This window comes from Nonomuraea sp. NPDC049419, assembly GCF_040676995.1.
GTDB lineage: Bacteria > Actinomycetota > Actinomycetes > Streptosporangiales > Streptosporangiaceae > Nonomuraea > Nonomuraea salmonea.
In genome coordinates this window covers 87,573-102,893 of the sequence record NZ_JBFAQB010000006.1, presented here as the reverse complement: position 1 = coordinate 102,893, position 15,321 = coordinate 87,573, and the positions used below count along the sequence as shown (strand labels likewise).

Sequence of the window (15,321 nt, the reverse complement as noted above, 5' to 3'; positions counted from 1 at the left end):
TCATCTCTATGTTGGCCAACATAGGCTATATCGGACGGCATATGCTCTGCTTTCTGGCATACCTGGTTAGATGGAGCCCATGGCCACGCGACGTGACGAAAGGACCCAGGAGAGCCGCCGCCTCCTGGTGGCGGCCGCCGCCGAGCTCTTCGCCGAGAAGGGATACCGGCGGACGAGCTTCATCGACATCGCCGACCAGGCCGGCATCAGCCGCGGCTCCATCCCCTGGCACTTCGGCAACAAGCTGGGCCTGCTGGAAGCCGTGCTCGACGACCAGCTCCACGCCGTCCTGACCGGCCTCCCCCCGTCCGACGCGGCGGGCGACGCGCTGAACCAGGTCATGGACTTCATCCGGCTACCGGCCACCCGCCTGTTCATCACCCTGCTCGCCGAAGCCGTGGAGACCGGCTCCCCGATCCGGGAACACTACGCACGCCTGCACGCGGCGCTGCGGCAGGGGGTACAGACCCGGATCCCCGCACACCCGGCACCCCCGGGCACGACTCCGGAGGCGCTCACGGTCCTGCTCGTGGGGACCGTCATCGGCGTGCACGCACAGTGGCGGGTGGCGCCCGAAGCAGTCGACCTCGAGGCCGTCCAGGCCACGATCCGCGCCCTGCTGCCCCCGAGCCTCGGCCTCGCCTGATGCCGGCGAGGCCGAGGCCGAGGCTCGGGCATCAGATCTTCAGGCCGAGGGCATCAGGTCGCGGCGGCGCAGGAACACCAGCCCCGCAGTGGTCAGGGTGATGGCCACCGCAGTCAGCCCCAGCAGTGGCGCTACTGGTGACGAGACACTGCCCAGAAGCATCGCCGGCACGTGCACGAACGGCGAAAGGTCGAGGACGATCCCGTCGGCCAGCTTGAACTCCGCCAGCAAGTCCACAACCAGAAAGAGGCCCAGCACGGTCCAGCTCACGGCAGCCGCCAGCCGTGGCAGCAGGCCCGACAGCAGCATCGCGAACCCGACCACGATCCAGACCGCCGGCAGGTAGGCCAGCGTCGCCCCGGTCACGCGGGCCACGTCGCCGTCGAAGGTGAGCCCCGCCGCCGCGCCCAGCACGGCCAACAGCAGCACCGGGCTCATGACGGCGAACACCAGGTGGCTCAGCGCCCAGCGCAGCCGGCCGACGGGGGTGGACAACAGCAGCTCGGCCCGGCCCGCCGCCTCCTCGCCACGGGCGCGCAGTGCCGACACCAGGGCCGCCCCCGCGACAAGCTGGCTGAGCACGTACATCACGAAGGTGAAGAACACATCCGAGAGCCGGGCTTCGGCTCCACCGAGGGTCGCGGCCAGCTCCCGGAACTGCGGCGTGTCCAGCTGGGCGTTCAGCCCGCGCGCCGCCACTCCGAGCAGGGCGCCCAGCGCTCCGAAACCGATCGCGAAGCCCGCCAGGGTGCCGCGATGCAGGCGAGCGGCCAGGCCGAACGCGCCCGGCAACGTTCCCTCGGCGGGTCCGGGGCGGGCGGGGATCAGGCCGCCCGCCACGTCCCGCCGCGCGGACAGCGCGAACGCGGCCGCCGCCAGCGCGGTGACGAACGCCGCGATCAGCCCCAGCACCCACCAATGGTCGCCGGCGTAGGGTTTGGTCAGCCGGACCCAGCCGAACGGCGTCAGCCACGCCAGCCAGCCGATGCCGCCGGTGTCGGCCAGCGAGCGCAGCGCGAACAGCAGGCCGCCGACGGCGATCGCGATGCCGCGCGCCGTACCGGAGGACGCGGTGAGCTGCCCGGTGATGGCGGCCACGGCCGCGAAAGCCCAGCCGCCCGCGGCGGTGGACAGCCCGAACAGCAGCGAGGAACCCGCGGGCAGCCCGCCCGCGACCAGAGCGGGAACCGACAGCAGACCGTGCAGCAGATTGGCGGCCAGCACGACCACGAGCGCCGCGGCCAGCGGGGCGTGACGGCCGATGACACCCGAGGCCAGCAGTTCGCGCCGGCCGGTCTCCTCCTCGACGCGGGTGTGTCTGATCATCAGCAGGATGCTGATGAGCCCGCCGAACAGCGCGAGAGAGGAGCCGAGCGTCCACGCCGTCAGGCCGCCGACGCTCGCGTCATAGATGGTGCCGCGCATGGCCAGCTGCGCGGGGTTGCTCGCCGAGGCCGCCGCGAAAGAGTCGCGGGCGGCCTGGTCGGGGTACAGGTCGGTGGTGGCAGAGGCGATGCTCGCGGGAAGCAGCGCGGTGATCGCGATCCACACGGGCAGCAGCACGCGGTCCCTGCGCAGGATGAGCCGGATCAGTGTCCCCGTGCCGGTCATGGTGCCGGTCATCTTGCGGCTCCCTCGTAGTGGCGCAGGAACAGCTCCTCCAGCGTCGGCGGCTGGGTGGTCAGAGTGCGTACGCCCGCCCGGGCCAGCTCAGCGAGCACCGAGGTGAGCGCATCACCGTCGACCTGGCAGCGCAGCCGGGCGCCGTCCACGGTCAGGCCGTGTACGCCGGGCAGGGCGGCCAGGCCGGGCGCCGGCCCGATCAGCTCGGCGGTGACGGAGGTCCGGGTGAGGTGGCGCAGGTCGGCCAGGCTGCCGGACTCGACGGCGCGGCCGGCGCGGATGATGCTGACGCGATCGCACAGCGTCTCCACCTCCGACAGGATGTGGCTGGACAGCAGCACGGTACGGCCGTCGCGCTTCTCGCGCAGGACGCAGTCGTTGAAGACCGCCTCCATGAGGGGGTCGAGGCCGGAGGTGGGCTCGTCCAGGATCAGCAGCTCCACGTCGGAGGCGAAGGCTGCCACCAGGGCCACCTTCTGCCGGTTGCCCTTGGAGTAGGTGCGGCACTTCTTGCGCGGGTCGAGCTCGAAGCGCTCCAGCAGCTCGGCGCGGCGTTTCGGGTCGAGGCCGCCGCGTACCCTGCCCAGCAGGTCGATGACCTCCCCGCCGGTGAGCGAGGGCCACAGGGTGACGTCGCCCGGCACGTAGGCCAGGCGCCGGTGCAGCTCGGTGGCATCGCGCCAGGGGTCGCCGCCGAGTAACGCGACCCGGCCGCCGTCGGCGCGCATCTGGCCGAGCAGGATACGGATCGTGGTGGTCTTCCCCGCGCCGTTGGGGCCCAGGAAGCCGTGCACCTCGCCCGTCTTGACGGTGAGATCGAGCCCGTCCAGGGCCCTGGCCTGGCCGAAGGTCTTGACCAGACCGTCGGCGTGCACTGCGGCGTTCATTGCTGTCCCTCGAGCTTCTCCAGGCCCGTCCGCGCTTGGTCGAACAGTTCGCGGCCGAGGAATTCCGGTCTGATCAGGTCGAGCTGGGCCTTGCCGACGCGCAGCGCGCCCCGGGAGCCGTACAGATCCGTGCCGAGCGCGCGGGAGACGTGCTCGTGCAGCACCGTGATGCCCAGCTTCATCGCTGTCAGCACGGTCGCGCGGGCGCGGTGATCGGCCTCGGGCCGCTCGTCGTCGGCGAGATGCTCCTCCGTCACACGGACGAGTTCGTCGAACATCGCGGCGGCTGCCGGGGAGCCGTCCACGAGGGCGCGGCCGAGGTACTTCATCAGGGGCGGCGCGGTCCGGTGAACGTTCTCGATGAATTCCGGCTTGTCCAGACCTCGGTCGGTGACGCCCGCGGTGACCTGGTCGCGCAGGTAGCCGAGGACGTACTCGTCGCACGCGTGCCTGAGTGCCTCCTTGCTGCCGAAGTGGTGCTGCACCAGGCCCGGCGAGACCCTGGCGGCCTCGGCGATCCCGCGGATCGTGGTGGCCTTGACCCCCTGCTCAGCGAACAACGTCATCGCCGCGTCGCGGATGCGCGCACGCGTCGTCAGATCCTCTTCAGTGATTGGTCGCACGCCCAAGAGTCTATACAAATGTATTGCTCATCATGCAAGCGTTCAACGCCGCGCAGGGCGCTTCAGGCGTGGTGGCGGCGCCGGTGGTAGGCGTAGGCCAGGGCGAGCACAAGCGGGCCCCACAGCGCGAGCGGACTGATGCACGCCATGGCCAGCGCCTGCCACCAGCCGTTCTCATACGTCATGTGCCCGAAGACCCCGACCCAGGAGAGCACCATCCACACCGAGACCACGCTCAGGAGCAGCCCACCGGCCACGGCGGGGATGACCGCCGCCATCGGCGGCACACGCCGGCCGCCGATGACCGGGATCCAGCCCGGCACCACCTCGCCCCACCGGCGCACCAGACCGATGCTGAGCAGTGCCGCCAGTTCCGTGAGCACACTGAGCCCGAACACGTACGGGATGGTGAGCCACAACGGCGACACCGGCGCGTCGCTGAGCTGACCCATCTCGAAGTGAAAGGCGAACGGCAGCCTCCACAGGCACGAAGGGAGCAGCAGCCAGGGAAGCGCGTAGGCGGCACGCAGCGCCCAGCGCGGGACGGGGCGTTCGGTGTCGCTGGCGGCCGGAGCCTTGTGCAGCAAGTTGATCGTCATCGTTTCTACCTCCAGGACTGTCGCGGATGACCGGGACTTAGACTGTGCCGCCCGGCCGCGGAACACATCTGCCGATCGGCTGATTCGCCGCCGCGGACCGCTGCTCTAAGGTGCCGTCATGAGATTCCTCGCCGGCGGCCCGGCCGTGGCCGGCGCGCTCGCGCTCACACTCGTCCTCCGGCCGCTCCCGAGCCCGCTCGTCGCCGTGCCCGCGCTGCTCACGGTCGCGGCCATGTCGCTCGTCTGGTGGCCGAAGGCACGCCCTCTCCTTGCGGCGATCACGGCGACCACTGGTGCGGTCGGCGCGATGTGCACGCTCGTCTGGCTGGCCGATCCGGGCATCCCCGGCGGCCCATCGACCTACGTCCATACGATCGCCGTGCTCACGCTCATCACGCTGACCGTGCGCTGGTCCGCCGTACGGCAGGCAGCCCCGGCGGTAGGAGTGGCCGCGATCTCCGAAGCGCTGCTGGGGTTGCAGATCACCCAGCCGCCGCCCTCGGGTCTCGACGCGGTCGCCCTCACCCTCTTCTGGTCCATCGGCACGGCGGGCGCGGTCGGTCTCGGCGCCTATCTGCGCACCCTCGACCGGCGCCGGGTGGACGCGGTCACGCAGGCCCGCCGCACCCAGCGCCTGCAATTGGCCCGTGACCTGCACGACTTCGTCGCTCACGACGTCAGCGCCATCGTCATCCAGGCACAGGCGGCGCAGATCCTGCTCGACCGCGATCCGGCCGAGGCCGCGGTGGCCCTGCGGGCGATCGAGGAGGACGGCGCGCGAGCGCTCGCCTCCATGGACCGGACCGTACGCATGCTGCGCGAGCTGGAGGGCGACAGCGCCTCAGCCGAGCCCCTGCCCGGACTTGACGGCCTGCCCGACCTGGTGCGGCGTTTCGCCGACGCGGGCTTCCCCGACACCGAGATGCGTGTCGAACCGTCCGGCCCGGTACCGCGCGAGGTCGGAACCACGATCTACCGCATCGTCGTCGAAGCGCTCACCAACGTCAGGAAGCACGCGCCGGCCGGATCGAGCGTGGCCATCCAGGTGAGCGACGAGACCGGAGCGGTCGTCGTGTCCGTCGCCGACCATGCGCACGACCAGGCGCACGACCAGGCACGCGGCCAGGCCCTGTTGCGCCTGCCGTTCGCCGAACGCGCCGGCGTCGGCCTGGCGGGGCTGGCCGAGCGGGTGCAGGCGCTGGGCGGCGAGTTCACCTCTGGCCGCGCCGCCGGCGGCGGCTGGGTGGTGAAGGCGGTGTTCCCATGACCATCCGGGTTCTGATCGCCGACGATCAGCCGGCCGTCCGGCGCGGCTTCCGCACGATCCTCGCGGCCCAGCCGGACCTGGAGGTGGTGGGCGAGGCACCGGACGGCCTGGCCGCGCTCGCCCTCGCCCGCGAGCTGCGACCGGACGTGGTCGTCGCCGACATCCGCATGCCGCGCATGGACGGGCTCGAACTCACCCGCTGCCTGGCCGGCCCTGAGACGGCGGCGCCGATGCGGGTGATCGTCGTGACCAGCTACGACCTCGACGAGTACGTGCACGCCGCGCTCCGCGCGGGAGCTTGCGGCTTCCTGCTCAAGCACGCGGGGCCGGCGCTCCTCGTGGAGGGCGTCAGAGCGGCCGCCGCCGGCGACGCGCTGATCAGCCCGTCGGTGACCGTACGCCTGCTGCGCCATCTCACCCCGTCGCCCACCCGGACCGGCGTACCGGGCGAGCAACCGCTGAGCGACCGCGAGCTTGAGATCGTCAAGCTTGTCGCTGGCGGCCGGTCCAACCCCGAGATCGCCGCCGAGCTGTTCATCTCGGTCGGCACCGCCAAGACCCACGTGGCCAACGTCCAGCGCAAGCTCGGGGTACGCAACCGCGTGGGCATCGCTGCCTGGGCCTACGAACATGGCCGCGCGTGAATCGCCCCGCACCGTCCCCGTGCCGGTCAAACGCGGTCTCGGCGCCCCGGTCTCGGCGCCTCGACGTAGCGCGTGAGCTCCTGCGGCACGGTGCCGGCCAGGCGATGCGGCCGCACACCACAACATCGGCCACCGCCCCAGTGGTACCGCTCGCGCTGAGCTCAGCGGGTCACGGCGGCTCGGGATGCCGTTGGTGATCTTTGAGGCTATTCGCGGCTATTCGCGGCCGGATTCCTGAAGTGTGGCGGCCAGCCATCGGCTGAGGGCGGTCATCGCCGTCCCCTCGCTGTCGGCGTCCGCACGACGTCCAGCGCCGAAATCTGACCAGCCGGCGGGTGACGGCCCAGTTTGAGGGTTGCCTCAAGTTCGCTACAGTGAGCAGCGGACAAAGTTGAGGGCAGACTCAGCTTGACGATGCGGGGAGCGATATGGCGAAGCTGGACGCGAAAGTCGCGGTGGTCACCGGTGCGACGTCGGGGCTGGGGCTGGCGACGGCGCGGTTGTTCGTCGAGGAGGGCGCGCGCGTGTTCATCACCGGACGGCGCCAGGACCGGCTCGACGCGGCGGTGGCCTCGCTGGGCCGCGGCGTGACCGGGGTGCTCGGTGACGTCGCCCGGGTCTCCGACGTGGCCCGCCTGGCCGAGGTCGTGACGGCCGAGGCGGGCAAGGTGGACGTGCTCGTCGCCAATGCCGGCGTCTGGACGTGGAACGAGACCATCGACGACGTGACCGAGGAGTCGTTCGACGCGGTCTTCGGGGTGAACGTGCGCGGGACGTTCTTCACCGTGCAGAAGCTGCTGCCGCTGCTGTCCGACGGCGCCTCGGTCGTCCTCATCGGGTCGGGCGCGGCGGACAAGGGCGGTCCCGGTACGACGGTCTACGCCGCGAGCAAGGCGGCGCTGCGGTCGTTCGCCCGCACGTGGACCACCGACCTGAAGCAGCGCGGCATCCGGGTCAACGTGCTCAGCCCCGCAGCGATCGACACCCCCGCGTTCGCGGACCTCCCGGCAGGGTTCAAGGAGGGGATCGCCGCGCAGGTGCCCATCGGGCGGCTCGGTGACGCTGCGGAGATCGCCACCGCCGCGCTCTTCCTTGCCTCCGCCGACTCGAGCTTCGTCACCGGCATCGACCTCCCCGTGGACGGCGGCATCGGCCAGGTGTGATCGCGAGTACAGTGCTTCCCGGACCCCCGAGGTGAAGGAGCCGCCGATGTACCCCGATCCCACGATGGCCCGCATCGGTGAGGGGGTCGAGCTGCACCACCAGCGTGGTGAGCGTGACGCGGCCCGTGAGCTGTTCGCGCGGATCTGGGAGGACATCGGCGGTGAGCAGGGTGATCCGCTGCACGTCTGCGTGCTCGCTCACTCCATGGCCGACGTGCAGGACGACGTGCACGAGGAGCTGACGTGGGACCTGCGGGCGCTGGCCGCTGCCGATCGCGTCACCGATGAGCGGGTGGCCGAGGCGGGGGTGCCGCTGTCGGTGGCCGGCCTTCATCCGTCGCTGCACCTCAACCTGAGCGAGTGCTACCGCAAGCTGGGCGATCTCGACGGCGCCCGCGAGCACCTGCAGCGGGCGCGGGACGAGATCCACGTGCTCGGCGACGACGACTACGGCCGGCTCATCAAAGACGGCCTGGAGCGGATCGCCAAGCAGCTCGACGAAGCGACCTGAGGGGCGATTCGCACCTGCTCGGCCGGCTACGAAGCTGTAGGAGCCGAGTGGCGCCTCGTAGACGGCGTGGCCGTTCTCCAGGCGCAGGAAGTCGGCGCGGGGCGAATTGACGGTGGGCCGCCGGTCGGCGGGGACCCGTACCTCGGCCGTGGTGTTGGGCGGGATCTCGGCCGACAGCGTGAACGTGCGAGCAGAGCGCCGCCACTCGGACCTGACCACGCCCTGCGGCGTGCGGTACTCGCCCTTGATCGAGGTGAGGTCGCCGACCGGCTTGGGCTCGATGGCCACCGGGCGGTAGGCGATGGAGGCGGCGCGGATGCCGGCCAGAGATCGTGGCGGGCATGACGGCGGGCGCGATCAAGGGGTGGGCGGCTCCTCCAGCATGGTGAGCTGACTACACCAGCCCCAGCTCACGGGCCCGGACGCCCGCCTGGAAACGGGACTCCGCGCCGAGCGCCTCCATCAGCTCGGCCACCCGCCGCCGGTAGGTCCGCACGCCCAGCCCCAGCCTGCGGGCCGCGGTCTCGTCCTTGACCCCCTGGCCGAGCAGGTCGAGCACGGCGGGCGCGAGCTGCCGGATCTCGGCGACCTGCGCGTCGTAGACGGCGAGGTCGGTCGCCGACCGCCATGCCGTCTCGAACAGCGACATCACACCCTGCACGATCTCCGGCTGCGAGATCACGCTGTAGCCGCGCCGACCGGCCGTGAGGTCGCCCGCCAGGATCACCACCCGGCGGTCGAGGATGATCGTCTCGTTCAGCTCCTCTTTGCTGATGCGGATCTCCGCGCCGAGGCTGTCGCGGCGCCGGGCCAGCTCGCGCGCGGACACCGAGTCGAGCAGCAGGCCGGGCCGGTAGAGCTTGCGGACCCGGACGTCGCGGGGGGAGCCATCGGACATGGGCGGCATCTCGGGCGAATGGCTGTAGGCCCAGGTGGCGAGGTCGTTGGCGGCGCAGGCCAGGTCGGTGACGGCGGCGAACAGGTGAGCGGTCCTGCGGAACAGCTCCTCCTCGCCGTACACGACCGCGACCGCTTCGCTCACGCGGGTCAGTTCGTTGCTCACCCCTCGATTCTGCGCCATGCTCCCACGGTACGGGCAGGTCGGCAGCTTGTTGCCAGACCGCGGCTCATGGCGAGCCCGGCCTGCACGCTGAGTCCCATGACGACTCACCTGAACAGCACCCCTGACGCCGCCGCGGCCGGCACCTGGCGACTCGGCGACCGTACCGTCAACCGGATCGGCTACGGCACGATGCGCGTGGCGGGCGCGCCGACCGCCCCCAAGCTCAAAGACCGCGCCGAGTCCCTTGCCGTGCTGCGCCACGCCGTCGAGCTGGGCGTGAACCACATCGACACCGCCGCCTTCTACTTCCTGCCCACCCGCTCGGTCAACGAGCTGATCAGCACGGCGCTCCAGCCATACGCCGAGGACCTGGTCATCGCCACGAAGGTCGGCCCGGGCCGGTCGCGGGACGGCGGCTTCGAGGAGTACGCCAGGCCCGAGGAGCTGCGCGCCCAGGTCGAGGAGAACCTGCGCCAGCTCGGACGCGACCACCTCGACCTGGTCAACCTGCGCTGGGGAGCCGGGCTCGAACGCGTGCCCGGCTCCCTGGCCGAGCACTTCGGCGCCCTGGCCGCGCTGCGCGAGGCCGGACTGATCCGCAACCTCGGCGTCTCCAACGTCACCGAGGAGCAGCTCGTCGAGGCGATGAAGATCGCGCCGGTGGTGTCCGTGCAGAACCGGTACGGCCTGACCGAGCGCGAGGACGACGCGCTGGTGGAGACGTGCGGGCGGCACGGCATCGCGTTCGTGCCGTTCTTCTCCGTCGCCGCCGCCATCCCCGGCGCCCTTCCGCACGGCGACCACCACGAGGCGGGCCAGGCGGAGGTTGCCGAGATCGCGCAGGCCCACGGCGCCACCCCCGCGCAGATCCGCCTCGCCTGGACCCTGCACCGCGGCGACCACGTCCTCGCCATCCCCGGCACCGGCGACCTCGCTCACCTGGAGGAGAACATCGCCGCCGGCGCCCTCCGGCTGACCGCCGACGAGATGGCCCTGCTCGACGGCATCGCCGAACTGTCGTAGCCCGCTGACATACTCGGCGCATGACGAGCGTGTACGAGGCGGCGGGCGGCGACGAGGGCCTGCTCCGCCTGGCCGAGGCGTGGCATGCCAGGGTGATGGCCGACGACGTCGTCGCCCACGCCTTCAGCCACGGGTTCCACCCCCGGCACAGCGAACGGCTGGCCGCCTACTGGGCCGAGGCCCTCGGCGGGCCCGCCACCTACTCCGCCTCCCACGGCGACGAGACGCAGGTCGTCCGCCTGCACAGCGGCAACGGCCCGCACGAGGAGATGGACCAGCGTGCGATCGCCTGCTTCGACCAGGCGCTCGACGACGTCGGCCTGCGCGCGGACGACCGGCTCAGGCAGGTGCTCCACGACTACTTCGCCTGGGCCACCACCACGGCGATGGCCCGCTACCCCGACTCGCCCGACGACGTCCCCGAGGGCATGACCATTCCCCGGTGGTCGTGGGACGGCTTGCAGCGCTGAGTCCCTTGACGCATACCGCCGACATACCGCGGGCCCGTAGCGTTCCTTTCATCCAGTCAAGGAACGAAAGGACATTCATGCGGCTGTCGATCGGAATCAGCGCCCTGGCCATCTCCGCCGGACTGCTCGCGGGCGTCCAGCCCGCTCACGCCGCCACCGCCTTGGCGTGTCACGTCAGTCCGGGCATTCCGTACAAGGACGGCGCTCGCGTCAGTGGCGTGGTCACGTGGATCGGCGACTGCGGCCGGATGACGCTGAAGGTGCAGCGCAAGGACTGGTACGGCTGGAACACCATCAACTCCGACACCTGGACCAAGGACTCCGACAAGAAGGTCGGCCTTCCGGCGAAGTGCGGCAGCGGCACCCACGACTGGCGGGTCTACGTCGAGACGGCGAAGACCGGCAACTTCACCAACATCAGCAGGAAGATCACCTGCTGATCCGCCTGAGCCGGGCGGCGTGACCGGGCAGGTGCTCGGTCGCGCGGATCCGGATCAGGTCTTGCCAGGGCAGGTCCTGGTCGGGGACGGGCGTTCCGGTGCGGGTGACCAGATGGAGGCGTACGGGGGCGTCTCCATCGAGGTCCGCGATCGCGGTGACGAGGTCGGCGGCGTGGTGGCGTACCAAGTCGATGCGGTCGGCGTGCGTGGTCGAGGCGATCAGCTCGTCCACGTCCATGGCTTCGCGGTTGTCGATCGTGACGAGCAGGCCCGCCCGCGACCGGCGGGCGGCGGCGGCGAGCATGCGGTCGCTCAGCGCGATGTGGCTCAGCGTCCAGTCGGCCTCCGGGCCCCTGATGCTTTTCGCGGTGGCCAGGAGGTCGGTGTAGGCGGCCTCGAGTGCGGTGGTGTCCATGGTCAGCTCTCCAGGGGGGTGGGGCGGCGTACGGCCAGCACTGCCAGGCAGGCCGCGGCGACGACGGCGGCGAACCACTGCACCGCCGTCAGCAGCCCTGCCACGGTGGCGAGCAGGCCGACGCCGATCACCGGCAGGCCGACGCCGAGGTAAATGATCACGTAGAAGCTGGACAGCACGTCGGCGTGCCGGCCTGCCGGGGCCGCCTGGCTCACGGCGGTGAGCCCGCCGAGGAACGCCAGCCCCTGCCCGATCCCGCCGACCACGGTCGCGGCGAGCAGGAGGGGTAGCGAGGCGACGCTGCCGGCCAGTGCCAGCAGGACGAGCCCGGCGGCCAGGAGCGGAAGTCCGGCCTGCTCCAGGCGCCGGGCCGGCCTGCCGTACCCGATCAGCTGGGCGAGCGCGGAGCACAGCAGCATCAGCGCCACGGCCGCGCCGCTCACCGCCAGGTTGTGGCTGCCCGACAGGGTGGCGACGTACGTGGGGACGAGCGAGAGGAAGAGGCCGACCACGGCGAAGGCGAGGAAACTGGCCGTCCCGCTGGTCGCGAACACCGGCCGCATGCTTTCCGGCACCTCGGGACGCCGGGGCCGCCAGCGCTGCCTCACCTCGTTGTTCGGCAGCGCCGCGATCACGGCCGCCGCCGGGACCAGCAGCACGATCTCCAGCACGTACGGCAGGACGTGCGGCGCCGGGGCGTACTCGGCCAGCGCCCCCGCCAGCACGGGCCCCAGGCCGAGCCCGCCCGCGGCCGCCACGGTGGACACCAGCGCCGCCCGCCGACGGTCGCCCGTCGGTTCGAGCTCCGCCAGCGCCGCGGTCAACGCCCCCGAGGCCGCACCGAGAGCGACCCCCTGCAGAATCCGGGCCGCGAACAACCACGCCGTGCTCTCCGCGACGGCGAACACCACCGACCCCAGCGCCGCCACGGCCACCGCCGGCAGCAGCACCTTCCGCCGTCCGACGGCGTCCGAGAGCGGCCCGGCCACCAGCAGGGAGGGGATGAGGACGGCGGCGTACGCGGCGAAGATCAGCGTCACGACCAGCGGCGAGAAACCGAACCTCGCCTGGTAGCCGCCGTAGAGCGGGGTGGGCAGGTTGGTGCCGGTCAGCAGGACGAGCATCGCGTACGCGGTGCCCCAGAACTTCCACCGCGCTGTCGCGACCGCCGGCTCTCCGACGCGGCCTGCGTCCTTGGGTTGGCCTGGCACGCCTTCGCGTTGGCCTGGGGCGGCGGCTGTGTCTTTGAGGCGGCCTGGCGCGACGACGCGATGATCAACGGACATGGTCCCTCCAGAGGCGATTCATGTTCGGACTTGCCGAACATAACACATGTTCGGAGACTACGAACATGAGCTGTACCCTGGACCCATGGCCAGCAGAACCGCCACGGAACTCATCCACCCCGGCCGCGCCGACCTGCGCTTCACCACCGTGCTCGCCGCCCTGAGCGACCCGGTGCGGCTGGCGATCGTCGCCCGGCTCGCCGACGTCTGGCCCGACGGGGAACTGGCATGCGCGACGTTCGCCTTGCCGGTCAGCAAGTCCACCCAGAGCGGCCACTTCAAGGTCCTGCGAGAGGCCGGCGTGATCCGCCAGCGCGACGAGGGCACCAGGCGCCTGAACAGCCTCCGCCGCGACGACCTCGACGCCCGCTTCCCCGGCCTCCTCGACCTCACGATCCCTCAGGGCCGCGAAGTCCTCGCGAGCTGGTAGGGGTTATTCGCTTGCGCAGAAGAGATCGAAGCTCTTGGGAAGGAGGTCAACTGGCCAGGGCGAAAAGCCGACGAGACAGGGCAAAGAGCCATGAGACTGGACTACGTCCTCGCTGGCTATCGGGTCGCCGGTTGAGCTTCGACCCGGAACTGCTCTACATCGGCGCGATGTTTCACGCTCTCGGACTGAACGAGGCAGGCGTTCGCCGACGGCATCGCACCCAAGCCGGAGACCACCTTCGGCAACGTCAAGGCGGACATGCTCGAAGCGACCCCATCCTGCGCGGAATCCGGCGGCAGAAAACAGTGAGAGGATTTCGAGGGTGACGGCAAGACATGGTGACATCGACCGCGCGGCCATCGACAGCGCGGCCGGGGTGTTGCGTGGTGGAGGTCTGGTGGCCTTCCCGACCGAGACTGTCTATGGCCTGGGCGCCAACGCCGCCGACGGCGCCGCCGTCGCGCGCGTCTTCCAGGCCAAGGCCCGCCCGCCGTCCCACCCGCTGATCGTCCACCTCGGCGGCGCGGAGCACCTGGACGACTGGGCGGCGGACATTCCAGCCGCCGCGCGGCTGCTGGCCGAGCGCTTCTGGCCTGGGCCGCTGACGCTGGTGCTGCGGCGCGGCGGCCGGGTGCCGCTGGAGACGACCGGCGGCCTGGAGACGGTGGCCGTGCGGGTGCCCGCCCATCCTGTGGCGCTCGCGCTGCTTGAGGCCTTCGGCGGCGGCATCGCGGCGCCGTCGGCCAACCGCTTCGGCTCGGTCAGCCCCACCACGGCCGGCCACGTCCGCGCCGAACTGGGTGACGCCGTCGACGTCGTGCTGGACGGCGGGCCCTGCCTGGTAGGCGTCGAGTCGACCATCGTCGACGCCAGGGGCGAGGTTGTGAGCATCCTTCGGCCCGGCGGAGTGACGCGTGAAGATCTCGAAGCGGCGCTGGGCCGCCCGCTCGCGGCTCCCGCCACGAGCCCGGTACGGGTGCCGGGCCAGCATCCCTCGCACTACGCGCCGCGGGCCCGGGTCGTGCTCGTCGAGCCCGAGCAGGTGATCGCCGAGGCGGAACGGGTGCAGGAGTCGGGCCACCAGGTGGGCGTCCTGCTTCCCCCTGCCTTCGCCGGCGCCGAGGTGAAGGCGCACGCCGTGGTGGCGCTGCCGGCTTCGATGGCCGCCTACGCGCAGGGGCTGTACGCCTTCCTGCGCGAGCTCGACCAGCGCGGCTGTGACCTCATCGTCGCGTCCCTGCCGCCGGAGCAGGGGCTGGGAGCCGCGATCGCCAACCGGCTGCGCCGCGCCGCAGGGCCTCGACCCGCCGCGTGATCGGCACCGACGCCGGTCACGCCGCCGCATGACGTCTGCCCCGGGCGCGCAGGATTACGGCCCGCGCAGCGCTCCTTCCAGATTCGCCACGGCGCCGACCACGTCGGGGAAGGCGTCGATGAACGCGTCGACACGACAGGCGGCGAAGTCGTGAGGCCGGCGGATGCCGCTGTGCAGGCAGGCGATGAAGTGTAAGCCGGCGCCGTTGGCCGCTTGCCCGTCGCTCGGCGAATCTCCCACGTACACGCATTCGTCCGGCCGCAGCCCGGTGTCGGCAAGGAGCGGGGCGAAGGCGCGGGGGTCTGGTTTGCTGAAGGGCGTGTTGTCTGCGTGATAGGCCGCGGTGAGCCGGTCGGCGAGCACGTGTTCCGGAGCCGGAAGATGCTCCATCTCGGCTTCGGTACGCGAGGTCAGCAGCATGAGGCGACGTCCCTCCGCCAGCAGCACGTCGAGCGCGGCAAGATTCTCCGGCGTGATGACGTCCAGTGTTCCCGGACGGACGCGAAGGTCATTCGCCCGCCTCGGTTGCCGTCGGTGACTGCGGGGACTGGAGCTGGGGCGGTGCCTGTAGCGTCTGGATGGCCTCTTCCACCGATGCCTTGACCTGGAATGCGCTGCGCAGGCCGGTGATCGTCAAGATCCGCTCCAGCGGGGGCGGGATGTTGGCCTGCCCGGTGCCACGTCGTACCGGCTGACCCATTCAGGCTGGCGTTCGGCGCGGCGCCTCTGAAGAGCACCGGCAGGAGGCAGTGATGCCCGCCGGACGCTCAGGCGCCGCGCCATGAACCGGAAGGGAATGGCCTGCCCCTTGGTCGGGGGTGGGACGGGTGCGATCGGTGCGGCTCCCCTGTCTCGCGCGGCCGGGGCTGGGCGATTCTTATGTTCCGCTCACATCTAGAAGCCTAAAGTACTAGGA

The 15,321-nt window shown here is 71.2% G+C and carries 19 protein-coding genes and 1 pseudogene; 10 read left to right on the top strand and 10 right to left on the bottom strand.

What is annotated here, in order from left to right; all coding sequences use genetic code 11:
* Positions 1–79 precede the first annotated feature (79 nt).
* Positions 80–646 (top strand): TetR family transcriptional regulator, encoded by a 567-nt coding sequence (locus AB0K12_RS20165; RefSeq protein WP_364562991.1) that lies wholly within the window; start codon positions 80–82, stop codon positions 644–646.
* A 39-nt stretch (positions 647–685) separates the two neighbouring features.
* On the opposite strand, the gene AB0K12_RS20160 is transcribed toward AB0K12_RS20165, so the two are convergent.
* From AB0K12_RS20160 to AB0K12_RS20145, 4 genes are all read right to left on the bottom strand, one after another.
* Positions 686–2,269, bottom strand: a complete 1,584-nt coding sequence (locus AB0K12_RS20160; RefSeq protein WP_364562988.1) for an ABC transporter permease — start codon at positions 2,267–2,269, stop codon at positions 686–688.
* The gene (locus AB0K12_RS20155; protein ID WP_364562986.1) at positions 2,266–3,156 is read right to left on the bottom strand and encodes an ABC transporter ATP-binding protein; all 891 of its coding nucleotides are present in this window, start codon (positions 3,154–3,156) and stop codon (positions 2,266–2,268) included. Before AB0K12_RS20155 ends, AB0K12_RS20160 begins: the two co-directional genes overlap by 4 nt.
* On the bottom strand, positions 3,153–3,779 hold the full coding sequence (locus AB0K12_RS20150; RefSeq protein ID WP_364562983.1) for a TetR/AcrR family transcriptional regulator: 627 nt from the start codon (positions 3,777–3,779) through the stop codon (positions 3,153–3,155). Before AB0K12_RS20150 ends, AB0K12_RS20155 begins: the two co-directional genes overlap by 4 nt.
* A gap of 62 nt (positions 3,780–3,841) precedes the next feature.
* The gene (locus tag AB0K12_RS20145) at positions 3,842–4,378 is read right to left on the bottom strand and encodes a hypothetical protein (RefSeq protein ID WP_364562980.1); all 537 of its coding nucleotides are present in this window, start codon (positions 4,376–4,378) and stop codon (positions 3,842–3,844) included.
* A 118-nt stretch (positions 4,379–4,496) separates the two neighbouring features.
* On the opposite strand from AB0K12_RS20145, the gene AB0K12_RS20140 reads away from it, so the two are divergent.
* The 4 genes from AB0K12_RS20140 to AB0K12_RS20125 all read left to right on the top strand — a co-directional run bounded on the left by AB0K12_RS20140 (position 4,497) and on the right by AB0K12_RS20125 (position 7,963).
* Positions 4,497–5,645 carry a histidine kinase gene (locus tag AB0K12_RS20140; RefSeq protein ID WP_364562978.1) on the top strand — a complete coding sequence of 383 codons (1,149 nt, stop codon included), beginning with the start codon at positions 4,497–4,499 and terminating at the stop codon, positions 5,643–5,645.
* Complete coding sequence (locus tag AB0K12_RS20135) at positions 5,642–6,289, top strand: response regulator transcription factor (protein WP_364562975.1); 648 nt, start codon at positions 5,642–5,644, stop codon at positions 6,287–6,289. Before AB0K12_RS20140 ends, AB0K12_RS20135 begins: the two co-directional genes overlap by 4 nt.
* A gap of 428 nt (positions 6,290–6,717) precedes the next feature.
* Positions 6,718–7,452, top strand: a complete 735-nt coding sequence (locus AB0K12_RS20130) for an SDR family oxidoreductase (protein WP_364562971.1) — start codon at positions 6,718–6,720, stop codon at positions 7,450–7,452.
* A 46-nt stretch (positions 7,453–7,498) separates the two neighbouring features.
* Positions 7,499–7,963 (top strand): hypothetical protein, encoded by a 465-nt coding sequence (locus AB0K12_RS20125; RefSeq protein ID WP_364562969.1) that lies wholly within the window; start codon positions 7,499–7,501, stop codon positions 7,961–7,963.
* A gap of 114 nt (positions 7,964–8,077) precedes the next feature.
* Here the strand turns inward: AB0K12_RS20125 and AB0K12_RS20120 are convergent.
* A pseudogene (locus AB0K12_RS20120) lies at positions 8,078–8,281 on the bottom strand (alpha-L-rhamnosidase C-terminal domain-containing protein); the annotation flags it as partial.
* A gap of 76 nt (positions 8,282–8,357) precedes the next feature.
* Positions 8,358–9,026, bottom strand: a complete 669-nt coding sequence (locus AB0K12_RS20115; protein ID WP_364562967.1) for a DNA-binding response regulator — start codon at positions 9,024–9,026, stop codon at positions 8,358–8,360.
* Positions 9,027–9,122: 96 nt separating this feature from the next.
* Between AB0K12_RS20115 and AB0K12_RS20110 the strand changes: the two genes are divergently transcribed.
* The 3 genes from AB0K12_RS20110 (at position 9,123) to AB0K12_RS20100 (ending at position 10,959) form a co-directional block, all read left to right on the top strand.
* Positions 9,123–10,049 (top strand): oxidoreductase, encoded by a 927-nt coding sequence (locus AB0K12_RS20110; protein ID WP_364562964.1) that lies wholly within the window; start codon positions 9,123–9,125, stop codon positions 10,047–10,049.
* Between the two features lie 20 nt (positions 10,050–10,069).
* Positions 10,070–10,519, top strand: coding sequence for a group II truncated hemoglobin (locus AB0K12_RS20105; RefSeq protein WP_364562962.1), 450 nt, complete (start codon positions 10,070–10,072; stop codon positions 10,517–10,519).
* 77 nt (positions 10,520–10,596) lie between these two features.
* Positions 10,597–10,959 (top strand): hypothetical protein, encoded by a 363-nt coding sequence (locus AB0K12_RS20100; RefSeq protein ID WP_364562959.1) that lies wholly within the window; start codon positions 10,597–10,599, stop codon positions 10,957–10,959.
* Here AB0K12_RS20100 and AB0K12_RS20095 read toward each other — a convergent pair.
* On the bottom strand, positions 10,949–11,374 hold the full coding sequence (locus tag AB0K12_RS20095) for a hypothetical protein (protein ID WP_364562956.1): 426 nt from the start codon (positions 11,372–11,374) through the stop codon (positions 10,949–10,951). The genes AB0K12_RS20100 and AB0K12_RS20095 overlap by 11 nt on opposite strands.
* Before the next feature lie 2 nt (positions 11,375–11,376).
* Positions 11,377–12,585, bottom strand: coding sequence for an MFS transporter (locus AB0K12_RS20090; RefSeq protein ID WP_364562953.1), 1,209 nt, complete (start codon positions 12,583–12,585; stop codon positions 11,377–11,379).
* 160 nt (positions 12,586–12,745) lie between these two features.
* Between AB0K12_RS20090 and AB0K12_RS20085 the strand changes: the two genes are divergently transcribed.
* Together AB0K12_RS20085 and AB0K12_RS20080 are read left to right on the top strand one after the other, a co-directional pair.
* Entirely contained in the window at positions 12,746–13,090 is a 345-nt protein-coding gene (locus tag AB0K12_RS20085; protein ID WP_364562950.1) for a helix-turn-helix domain-containing protein, read from the top strand.
* A 322-nt stretch (positions 13,091–13,412) separates the two neighbouring features.
* Positions 13,413–14,405 carry an L-threonylcarbamoyladenylate synthase gene (locus AB0K12_RS20080; RefSeq protein WP_364562948.1) on the top strand — a complete coding sequence of 331 codons (993 nt, stop codon included), beginning with the start codon at positions 13,413–13,415 and terminating at the stop codon, positions 14,403–14,405.
* Between the two features lie 54 nt (positions 14,406–14,459).
* Here the strand turns inward: AB0K12_RS20080 and AB0K12_RS20075 are convergent, their stop codons facing one another.
* Positions 14,460–14,882 (bottom strand): HAD family hydrolase, encoded by a 423-nt coding sequence (locus AB0K12_RS20075; RefSeq protein WP_364563944.1) that lies wholly within the window; start codon positions 14,880–14,882, stop codon positions 14,460–14,462.
* A gap of 31 nt (positions 14,883–14,913) precedes the next feature.
* The gene (locus AB0K12_RS20070) at positions 14,914–15,042 is read right to left on the bottom strand and encodes a hypothetical protein (RefSeq protein WP_364562945.1); all 129 of its coding nucleotides are present in this window, start codon (positions 15,040–15,042) and stop codon (positions 14,914–14,916) included.
* Between the last annotated feature and the right edge of the window lie 279 nt (positions 15,043–15,321).